Genomic DNA, 11,010 nt, shown 5'->3' with positions numbered 1-11,010 from the left:
TGCCAGGGGCGAGCCATGTCGGTGTTTCTCAGCGTATCGAAAGCGAGAGTGAACGTAATCGCTTGAAACGAGTAGTCGGTGAGTACTGCGATGAAAATGGCGGTTTTATCATTCGTACTGCCGCTGAAGGGGCTGACGAGAAAGAGTTATCGCAAGACGCCGCTTTCCTCAAGCGTTTATGGTCGAAAGTCATTGAGCGTCGCACTAAGTATAAAACCCGCGCGACCTTGTATGGTGAGCTTGGGCTTTCTCAACGTATCCTGCGTGATTTTGTCGGTACGGAGATTACTAAGATTCTAGTTGACTCGAGACTGGAGTTTGAAAATCTAAAAGAGTTCACTTCTGAGTACGTCCCTGAGCTGACTGAGAAGCTTGAACTGTATGAAGGTGATAAGCCCATCTTCGATATGTACGACACTGAGAATGAAATTCAACGCTCTTTAGAACGTAAGGTTGAACTTAAGTCTGGTGGCTATCTAATCATTGATCAAACTGAAGCGATGACGACAGTCGATATTAACACTGGCGCATTTGTTGGTCGACGTAATCTTGAAGAGACTATCTTCAATACTAACGTTGAAGCGACTCAAGCTATCGCTCGTCAACTCAGGCTGCGTAATCTTGGCGGTATTATCATTATCGACTTTATCGACATGGCATCAGATGAGCACCGTGAGCGAGTACTTACATCGTTAGCTAGTGCGCTCGACAAAGATCGCGTTAAGACTAACATCAATGGTTTTACTCAGCTTGGCCTAGTTGAGATGACTCGTAAGCGTACTCGTGAAAGTATCGAACATATTCTCTGTTCTACCTGCCCAACTTGTGAAGGCAGAGGCAGTGTTAAAACAGTGGAATCGGTGTGCTACGAAATTCTACGTGAAATTACCCGAGTCAACCGCGCTTATGATGCGGATAATTTTGTTGTGTATGCATCACCAGCGGTGGCAGAGAACTTACAAGGTGAAGAGTCTCATGCGTTGGCTGAGCTTGAAGTATTTATTGGCAAGCAGGTGAAAATCCAAGCTGAGCCTCTCTACATTCAAGAGCAATTTGACGTTGTGATGATGTAAGGCTGCTTGTGAGTACTAGGTTGACTCGTGTCATGCGAACGTTTCTTTGGCTGGTTGTTACTGTTTTAGTCATTTTGGCTACGGCAGTAACGGCTATGCGTATCGCACTGCCACAGCTCAACCATTTTCAGCCACAAATTCAGAGTTGGATTAATCAGGAATCTGGCTTTGAGCTAGAAGTTTCCGAAATCAAGGGTTTTTGGCGCAATACTCACCCATCGTTATCTCTACAGGGCGTTGCTGCAAAGCTACCGGAAAGCAGTGGTATTCAGTTCTCGGCTGACAAGGTCGAAGTCGAACTCGATTTGATACAGTCTATTATTCAGCAGCAAGCGGTTGTTGCTGACCTTAAGGTCTACCAACTCAACCTCGATATCAGCTCGATACAGTGGATAAACACTGAAAGCGAGGAGACGCCTCAGTTAAAGCCCAAGGGGCAACAAAGGGACGTTGTTCAACGGCTCGACCAGTTGCTGCTGCGCCAACTTGATGGTTTCTCTCTGAGAGAGTCAAAAATACATTTTCAAGGATTCGATGGAGCTCATCGAGAGCTTGATATCAAACGACTTCAATGGCAAAACAACGGCCGTCACCATCTGGCTGATGGCGAGGTAAGCTTCGCTCACACCAATTTAAATTCTGCTGAGGTAAACGCAGATTTTATCGACCATGGTTCGCTAAAAGAAGTCAGTGGAGAGTTTTACCTTTCGGTGCAAAACGTGTTGGTCACCCCTTGGTTAACGACATTCATCAAAACTGAGTCGGGGATAGAAAAAGGCCAGGTTAGCTTTAGCAGTTGGCTTACTCTGAAAAATAGCGAGCCAACCAGTGCCTATGTGGAGTTCGATACATCTGAGCTGATCTGGAAAGAAGATCAACGTCATGAATTGTGGTTAGACTCGGGTATTGTCGAGTTAGAACCACATAGTGAAGGTTGGCAAATCAATGCTCATTCACTGAAACTCGTTACCGACGATACCGAATGGCCTGAACTTGATCTCGCTTTTGATTGGCAGCCTGACAACTGGACATTGAATGTCTCGCAACTTGATATCGCTGCAATTACGCCACTGGTTAAGTTGGCACCTGAATCTAAGGCAACGACTGAACTTCTCAATACTTTGTCTTTAGGTGGCACAGTAGAAGACATCCGAGTTTCGGCTCGAAATGGCATAAAGAATCTTAAATATTCAGCTGATTTCAGGCAGATTTCCATGCAACAGTGGGATCTGCTACCTGGTTTGAGTCATCTCTCTGCATCACTGAGTGGCGACCTATCTCAAGCTCAAGCGAAGGTCAACCTAATTGATGATGTGCTGCCATATGGAGATGTTTTCCAAGCTCCGCTCAATATCAAGCAGGGTCAAGTGGATGTGGTTTGGCAAAATGGTGATTCAGGATGGAGCATTTGGGCGGATAAAGTCACCGCTGCAACACCCGATCTTCAAGTACTCGGTGCATTTAGACTCGATGTTCCTGATGACCGTAGCCCATTTCTATCCTTCTATGCGGAAGCGGATTTGTATAACGCAGCCGAGACATGGCGCTACCTACCAACGTTAGCCTTAGGTCGACAGTTGACTGACTACCTAAGCACCGCTATTCAAGGTGGTAAGGTGAATACCTCCAAGCTACTTTGGTATGGAGAGCTAGGTGATTTTCCTTACTACAACAATGACGGTATGTTTCAAGCTTGGGTTGGCTTAAAGCAAGCTAAATTTAGCTTTGATACAGCTTGGCCACCGATTACTGATCTTCAGCTTGATCTTCTATTCCAAAATGATGCGATGCACCTTGACTCACGCAGTGCAACCTTGATGGATGTTAAGGCTAAGCGAATTACTGGTCGCATCCCTGAACTGGCGGAAGGTGGACATATTGAGATTGAAGCTCAAGCGATCGCACAAGGAAATGCGGTCCGAGACTATATGACGGCTTCGCCACTGGTGGATTCAGTGGGTGCTGTGTTGACCGCTGTGCAAGTCGATGGTCAGGTAGAGTCTAGCTTTCAACTTAATATTCCTTTTAGTGAGGATAAAGAGGCTCGCGCGTGGGGCTATGCCGATCTGCGTGATAATCATGTGACGATTGATGCTCCGCCAATGACGCTCGAAACCGTCTCTGGTCGGGTAGAGTTTGATAATGATGTGGTCAGTGCGGCAGGACTGTCGGCCAGTTTACTCAGTCAGCCAGTGTCGATTGACTTCCAAGGTGAGAACATTGCTCAAGGCTATGGGGTGGCAATTGATGTGGTCGGAGATTGGGATGTCGAGCCTTTGGTCCCATACTTGGGTAAGCAGTGGCTTAGCCCTTTAAATGGTCATGCTCCATGGAGTATGGATGTGGATATTCAGTTCAATGATGTTGGCTTTACCTATCAAATTAACACTGAAGCTGACCTCAAGTTCCTGTCCAGTGATTTCCCTGCTCCTCTTAACAAGGCATCAGGTAAGTCGGGTAAGGCGCGTCTCGAAGCGTCAGGCAATCAAGAGAGCATTACCGCTCGTCTCCAACTCCCTAACTTAAAGTATCAAGCTGAGATAGATATACGACCTGAAGTTCCTGTATTGACGGACACGTATCTAGTTTTGGGTAAAGGAAGCTTTAAGATTAGCCCTGTTGCGGGCCATCAATTGAAGGCGGTCGTGAATAAGTTGGATTTGGATCAATGGTTCGACTATCTCTCAGTAGAAGAAGGGCCTTCAGAGGCTTTGGTGTCGAAAATGAACACACCGGAGGTGCCTAATCCAACTAAAATTGATTTGGATGCCAAAGAGTTAACCTTAGGAACTATTGCTTGGAATGACGTTGATTTGAATGCCCGGCGTAAAGGTTTAGGTTGGTATGTGACTCTGGATAGTCAGGAAGCCAAAGGTGAAGCTCGCTATATTGAACCTTATGATTTATCTGTATCGCTCGAACGTTTGCATGTTTATGTTCCTGCTTTGGATGAAGAGCTTAAAGACAAAGGGATGTTTGAGCCGGAAAATAGCCAAGCACCTTTAATTAGCCACTTTGAACAAACGTTTCATGATCAGCTACCAAATATCACGCTAACGATTAAAGATTTCTGGCTACAGGGTTATCGAGTAGGCAAAACACACCTAGATTTACAGCGTCAGGGAGACAAGCTCGAGTGGAAAAAGCTCACTTTTGAAAGTGGTACTAACAAAGTCAATATGAGTGGTTGGTGGGAGCTAAATGAAACAAGCAACCATACTCGCTTCGATGTTGAAATGTCAGGAGAGAACAACAGTGATGTCATGGAGCGGTTTGGTATCACTTCCGGTATTCAGAGAGCTCCGTTTGAAATCAATTCACAGTTAGAGTGGGATGGCTCACCTTGGTCGGGCAGGGTTGATACTCTTAATGGTGAAGTCTCAACCAAGCTAGGGAAAGGAGTTATCTCTGACGTAAGTGGGGCGGCACGGCTGTTAGGTATATTCAGCTTGGATTCTATCATCCGTAAAATGCAGCTCGACTTTAGCGATGTGTTTGATAAAGGTATGGCGTTTAACTCGATTACAGGCAGCGGTTCTATTCGCAATGGCGTGTTCTTGACCAACGATATCAAGATGGATGCTGTCGCGGGTGAGATGAATATTAAGGGGTTAGCAAACCTAAACTCTCGCACTGTGGATGCGGAAGTGAAGTTTACTCCTGATATCACATCGGGAATCCCGGTGTTAACGGCATTCGCTGTTACGCCACAGACAGCACTATATGTATTGGCGATTACAACGGTAATTTCACCGGTCGTGGAAGTTTTCACTCAAGTCAATTATGAAGTGAAAGGGCCGCTAGATGCGCCTGTTGTAAAAGAGCTTTCACGTAGCCGAGGAGAATTTCAACTACCCGAGTCGTTGCGCGAGTCGAATCAATAGGGAGGAACTCTCATGGAACGAGTTGGCTTAATTCAGATGACTTCAGGTCCGAATCCTGTGGATAATCTGGCATATATCCGCGAGCAAGTGAGCCTGTTGGCTGAACAGGGGGCTAAGCTAATCGTTACCCCTGAAAATGCGCTAGTGTTTGGTAGCCGAAAAGATTACCACCATGTCGCTGAAGCTATTGCTCAAGGACCACTTCAGGCAGGTCTATCGGAGCTGGCTCGAGAGAAAAACGTATGGCTAGTGGTCGGCAGTATGCCGATCAAACGCAAGCATGGGGTTACTACTACTTCGCTGCTCTACTCTCCGCAAGGTCAAATCGTTGCACAGTATGACAAGCTGCATATGTTTGATGTTGATGTGGCGGATAGCCATAAACGTTATCGTGAGTCTGAAACCTTTACCCCGGGCAGTGAAGTTGTCTCTTATCTCGCACCATTCGCTCATATTGGTATGACTATCTGTTATGATGTGCGTTTCCCGAGTTTATATAGTGAACTGGCGCGTTTAGGCGTTAATCTGATCCTCGTTCCGGCTGCTTTTACCGCGGTCACCGGACAAGCACATTGGGAAACCTTGCTTCGAGCGCGTGCGATTGAAACTCAGTCTTGGGTGATTGCCGTTAATCAGGTTGGCGTTCATCCCTGTGGCCGAGAAACTTGGGGTCACTCTATGGTGGTTTCCCCTTGGGGTGAAGTGATAGCGAGCCTTTCTGATCAGCCAAGTAATCTATTGGTCGATATCGACTTAAACCAAGTAAAAGAATTAAGAGCGGCGATGCCTGTGGTTCAGCATGCCCGATTCAGCAACCAGTTATAAAATTAAGAGCAAAATATGACAATTAATCACGTAGAAGATGCGTTGCTAAAGCCAGCCGGACTTAGCGAACAAGACATTGCTGATACGCTTGCGAGTATTGCCACTCGCCAAATCGATTATGCTGACATCTATTTTCAATCGAGCTGGCATGAGTCTTTGGTTCTTGAAGACAGCATTATTAAAGATGGCTCATTCAATATTGATCGCGGTGTTGGTGTTCGCGCTGTTGCTGGTGAGAAAACAGGTTTTGCCTACTCTGACCAAATCCAACTTGAAGGTTTGAACCAGAGTGCAATTGCTGCACGTGGCATTGCTCAGCAAGGTCAAAATGGCCAAGTTCAAGCGTTCAAACGTAGCGACAACCAAAGTTTTTATGCTGCAGCTAACCCGCTAGAAAGCTGGCAGAAAGAGCAAAAAACTCAATTGCTAAAAGAGCTTGATGCTTACATCAGAACCAAAGAGCCTTTGATCAAAGAGGTATCAATCAGTTTAAGTGGCGTTCATGAGCAGATGCTAGTGGCAGCGACCGACGGAACTTATGCTGGTGATGTTCGCCCGCTTGTCCGCCTGTCGATTAGCGTACTTGCGCAAAAAGGTGAGCGTCGCGAGCGTGGCAGTTCTGGTGGCGGTGGTCGGTTCGGTCACGGCTTCTTCTTAACAGACAGTGACGGCGCTAAAGTGGCTTATCACTATGCTGACGAAGCGATCCGCATGGCGCTTGTTAACCTAGAAGCAGATGCAGCCCCTGCTGGTATGATGCCAGTTGTTTTAGGATCTGGTTGGCCGGGCGTTCTTCTGCATGAAGCGGTAGGTCACGGTTTAGAAGGTGACTTTAACCGTAAAGAATCTTCGGTATTTAGTGGCAAAGTCGGTGAGAAGGTGACGTCTGAGCTTTGTACTATCGTTGATGATGGCACACTCAAAGACCTACGTGGTTCACTGAATGTGGACGATGAGGGCGTTAACGGTCAATACAACACCTTGATTGAAAACGGTGTACTTAAAGGCTACATGCAGGACAAGCTCAATGCGCGTTTAATGGGTGTTAATCCAACCGGTAATGGTCGCCGCGAGTCTTATGCACATCTGCCGATGCCGCGTATGACTAACACCTACATGCTACCAGGTCAGCACTCGCCTGAAGAGATTATCTCTACGGTGAAGAAGGGGCTGTATGCGCCTAACTTTGGTGGCGGTCAGGTCGATATCACTTCTGGTAAGTTTGTTTTCTCTGCGTCAGAGGCTTACTTGATTGAAGACGGCAAAATCACTCGTCCAGTGAAAGGTGCCACACTGATTGGCTCAGGCATTGAGGCGATGCAGCAAGTCTCTATGGTAGGTAACGACCTAAGTATCGACCGAGGCGTGGGTGTATGTGGTAAAGCCGGTCAAAGTGTCCCTGTCGGTGTCGGTCAGCCAACACTGAAATTAGACTCGATCACTGTTGGTGGTACGGAGTAAGGGAACGCTTCGTTTCGAGAGCGGGCTTCGCCCTGCGAGATGTTAGAACGCTTCGCTCCGAGATTCGAGAACGGACTGCGTCCTTCGAGAGGTCTTTGCGAATGAGTGAGCGAAAGTTGCAGAAAAGCTTAATTGGTCGTGAAAAGAAGGGTTGACGTCATGCGCCAACCCTTTAATTTTTCTCGTTGCTCGTTGCTCGTTTAAATCCCATCCCTTTCAATCGGACAGCTCATACAACGAGCGCCACCGCGGCCGCGGCCTAACTCATTGCCTGGAATGGTCAGAACTTTAATACCTGCTTTGTCGTACTTTTCGTTGGTGTAAACGTTACGCTCATAACCAATCACAACGCCAGGTTTAACGGTCAGTACGTTGTTTGCATCATTCCACTGTTCACGCTCTGCTTCATAGCTGTCGCCGCCAGTGGTAATAATTTTGAGGTAATCTAAGCCTAGTGCCTCTTCAATGGCATGGATAAAGCTCGGCACTTTCTCTACTTTCATTTCGCCGTCGTTTTTTGGCGTTAGACGCCATGTGTTGAGATCTTTGCGCATGATTTCCGGGTAGACCGAGAAAGTATCGATATCCATATGGGTCATGACGGTATCTAGGTGCATGCACGAGCGATGTTTTGGCAGTTCGATAGCAATCACTTGCGTCGCTTGACCATGCTTAAATAGACTCGCAGCTAGGTTTTCTACCCCTTGTGCGGTCGTGCGCTCTGACATACCAATCAGCACGGCACCTTTACCAATAACCAGTACATCACCACCTTCAATATTGGCGTTATCGTAGTGAAGGTCTTCATCGCCAAAGTACTTAATGAAATCTTGACCTGCAAATACAGGATGCCAGCGGTAGATAGCACGCAAATGGTTAGTTTCGCGTTGACGAGCAGGTTTCATCATTGGGTTGAGAGAGACGCCGCCATATACCCAACATGATGTATCTCGGGTAAAGAGATGATTCGGTAGTGGCTCAATCACGAAGTCGAGCGGGCGGTGCATACTCGGCAACATGGAAGAAGATTGGATTGGCAGTTCTGAGTATGCTAAACCGCCAAGCAACACTGTCGCTAAATGCTCGTTATCCATTTCAGATAGGTAGTCGCGCAGATCTTTGGCGAAGGTTGGACCGTAACGAAAATCGGATATTTGCGTGTTGAGAAGCCAGTTTTTTGCTTCATCTACTGCAAGAGTATCAACCAGTAAGTCATGAAGTAGCAGTACTTCTACATCTTGGCTGCGTAAGGTTTCAGCAAACTTATCGTGCTCTTCCCCGGCAGCTTCGACAGCCAATACATCATCAAACAGCAGGTCGTGACAGTTCGATGGAGTGAGGTGGGTGAGCGCGCGCTCTGGGCGATTTAATAGCACACGTCGTAATTGACCGACTTCTGAGCCTACGTACAACTTACTCATCTTGTATCCTTACAAATAATTCCAGTGCGTATTTATGGCAAGTTTAATATAAAGATGCAACTAATCCTGGTGGTGTATAATTTTTCCTTGTATGATTTTTGTGTGATTTTATTCTTAACTCAAAGGATATTAATTAAAGATTTGAAGTTTTGTATTTTTGGTTGATTGTCGACGAGATGCTTTACTATGCGCCCAGATTGGCGATTTTAGGTGCTCAATCTGGGATGTTCAGAGCATAGCTATGCATTTTATGACTGTTAACTGGTCCATCCCCAACTATTTATGCACTTTTTGTTTCGTAGGCTCTATGCATAGTGTTGAAATAAAAACGCAGTTATTGCGCTTATAGCTCTTAACCTACGATTGAGACAAAGTTCTGAATCGCTATAATGATAAAAAAATGTTAATTAATTCGAATGCAAAGCAGATCTTGCTCGATCTAGGTTGAAGTGGGGTAGAAAGATCGCGATCCACCGATATTCTTGGTAGTAATTTTCATAGATCCATGCGATATTTCACCGCTGTAAATTATGATCATTTTTGCCACTATCTGGAGCACAACATATGTCTCACGAAGATGAATATCTATCTGTTGAAGAGTTAATTGAGATTCAAAAGGAAGAGACTCGCGAAATCATCCAAGCTTTATTAGAAGACGGCAGTGATCCAGATGCACTGTATGAGATTGAGCACCACTTGTTCGCGGAAGACTTCAACGTTCTAGAGAAAGCCGTTGTTGAAGCGTTTAAAATGGGCTTCGAAGTCCTTGAAGCGGAAGAGACCGAAGACGAAGATGGCAAAAAGCTACTTTGTTGTGACGCGACGATGGAGTCTGCGTTAAACCCTGAAGCAATTGATGCACAAGTTGAAAAGCTGGTTCACCTAGCTGAGAAGTTCGACATCATTTACGATGGTTGGGGTACCTACTACTATGGTGAAGACGCTCTATATCCAGAAGAAGATGACGACGAAGAGTAATCCCATACTCTCAAAGAACATACAAATACCAGCCAATCGGCTGGTATTTTTGTTTTGTCTTAATTCACATATATCATTTGTCAGCGAGTTAGCATTATAATCAGGAAAATTTGATCTAGGACAAGATTTCGATATATGGAACTCTCTCTTGCAGGCTTGTGGCAAGTCTCACCGCTTACTGATTTAACTACCCCACAAGACGACATTACCTTTCCTGCACCGCTAAGTTTGGCTTTGCCTGATTCTCTCTCGGAGTCAGAGATTGCCGCGCAAGAGTGGCACCTTATGCACGATATCGAAGTCGACCAAGCCATGATGGCTTTCCCTGCCGTTGATTTGGTGCTGGGGGGAATCGATTACCATGCTGAGGTCAGGCTAAATGGCGTCGCTCTGTTTGATTGTGATGGTTCGCAGCAAGAGTATAAGAAAGATATTCGTCCCTACTTGCAACTTGGTCGCAACCGCTTTGAGATCTTGTTCCTTGAAGAGGAGGAAGATCTGCTGTTCGATGAAGATAAGTTGCAACTGTGTCCATTGGGTGAGTCGCCGTTAGAGAAATCTGATATCCGTATCGGAGTGTGGAAAGAGCCTTATTTGCAGTTTATCCGCCACGTTCGTTTAGAGCATATCGCTACCGAACAGATTTGGCATCATGGTGGTGGCTGTGAATTTCTGGTTGATTTGCATTATAAAACATGCTCTCCGGGCTTAGTCTCTGCCTCAATCAAGTTCAATGGTATGACTTACCATGTGCCGATCGATGTGCGTGATAAGCACGCCACTGCACTGTTCCAGATTGAAGCGCCAATTTATGCTAACAGCGATAAGCCTAAACAGGATGACTTGTACTTGCTAGAGGTTAGCCTTGATGGTCAAACCCAACGCTTTCACGTTGGGTTAAGCAAAGATTTACGCGTTACTCATTACCCAATGTAAGCGTGATCACATTGCCAGTTGGTCATTTGGCTCTGCTTGCGTAACCATACTTTCTCATGGAAGTAGTAAGCGAAAGTGTTAATGCTTGGTTCGATTGCAGCCATGATACCACCGACAAATACGTCTCCAGTCAGTAGATAAACCACTCCAAATGCCACGCTAAAATGCACAATAGCAAAGCTGATGGTTTTCACTTTTGCTGAACGAGCCAAACGGCTTAGTGTTTTGCTTTGTGTCCATACTCGTTCATGGATATAAAACGCAACAGTATTTACAGATGGCTCAATCATGGCCACTAGGCTACCAAGCAAAATATCACCAGTCAGTAAGTAGGCGACTGTGAATGCAATTGTAAAGTGTATGCCTGCGAATGTGATTGTCTTCTTCATCTTGATAACCCACCTATTGTCTTGCTATGGAGTTATTATTGAT

8 protein-coding genes are annotated in these 11,010 nt (G+C 45.9%); 6 read left to right on the top strand and 2 right to left on the bottom strand.

Going from position 1 to position 11,010, the window contains the following annotated elements; translation table 11 throughout:
• From rng to tldD, 4 genes are all read left to right on the top strand, one after another.
• Positions 1-1,073 (top strand): ribonuclease G (gene rng, locus QTO00_RS07515; RefSeq protein ID WP_331424028.1); only part of this gene is annotated, 1,073 nt, incomplete at its 5' end.
• Positions 1,074-1,081: 8 nt separating this feature from the next.
• Positions 1,082-4,957: a YhdP family protein gene (locus QTO00_RS07510; RefSeq protein WP_443088905.1), complete on the top strand. Its 3,876-nt coding sequence runs from the start codon at positions 1,082-1,084 to the stop codon at positions 4,955-4,957.
• 12 nt (positions 4,958-4,969) lie between these two features.
• Complete coding sequence (locus QTO00_RS07505) at positions 4,970-5,782, top strand: carbon-nitrogen hydrolase family protein (RefSeq protein WP_331424026.1); 813 nt, start codon at positions 4,970-4,972, stop codon at positions 5,780-5,782.
• Positions 5,783-5,797: 15 nt separating this feature from the next.
• On the top strand, positions 5,798-7,243 hold the full coding sequence (tldD, locus tag QTO00_RS07500; RefSeq protein WP_331424025.1) for a metalloprotease TldD: 1,446 nt from the start codon (positions 5,798-5,800) through the stop codon (positions 7,241-7,243).
• A gap of 200 nt (positions 7,244-7,443) precedes the next feature.
• Here the strand turns inward: tldD and arcA are convergent, their stop codons facing one another.
• Positions 7,444-8,664, bottom strand: a complete 1,221-nt coding sequence (gene arcA, locus QTO00_RS07495) for an arginine deiminase (protein ID WP_331424023.1) — start codon at positions 8,662-8,664, stop codon at positions 7,444-7,446.
• 564 nt (positions 8,665-9,228) lie between these two features.
• Between arcA and rraB the strand changes: the two genes are divergently transcribed.
• Together rraB and QTO00_RS07485 are read left to right on the top strand one after the other, a co-directional pair.
• Positions 9,229-9,642: a ribonuclease E inhibitor RraB gene (gene rraB, locus QTO00_RS07490; RefSeq protein WP_331424022.1), complete on the top strand. Its 414-nt coding sequence runs from the start codon at positions 9,229-9,231 to the stop codon at positions 9,640-9,642.
• A gap of 135 nt (positions 9,643-9,777) precedes the next feature.
• On the top strand, positions 9,778-10,578 hold the full coding sequence (locus tag QTO00_RS07485; protein ID WP_331424021.1) for a glycosyl hydrolase 2 galactose-binding domain-containing protein: 801 nt from the start codon (positions 9,778-9,780) through the stop codon (positions 10,576-10,578).
• Here the strand turns inward: QTO00_RS07485 and QTO00_RS07480 are convergent.
• Positions 10,566-10,967 (bottom strand): DUF2061 domain-containing protein, encoded by a 402-nt coding sequence (locus QTO00_RS07480; RefSeq protein ID WP_331424019.1) that lies wholly within the window; start codon positions 10,965-10,967, stop codon positions 10,566-10,568. The genes QTO00_RS07485 and QTO00_RS07480 overlap by 13 nt on opposite strands.
• Positions 10,968-11,010 lie beyond the last annotated feature (43 nt).

This window comes from Vibrio sp. M260118 (assembly GCF_036533755.1).
GTDB lineage: Bacteria > Pseudomonadota > Gammaproteobacteria > Enterobacterales > Vibrionaceae > Vibrio.
Note: the sequence above shows the minus strand (reverse complement) of the source record. Positions and strands in the feature narration are given on the sequence as shown.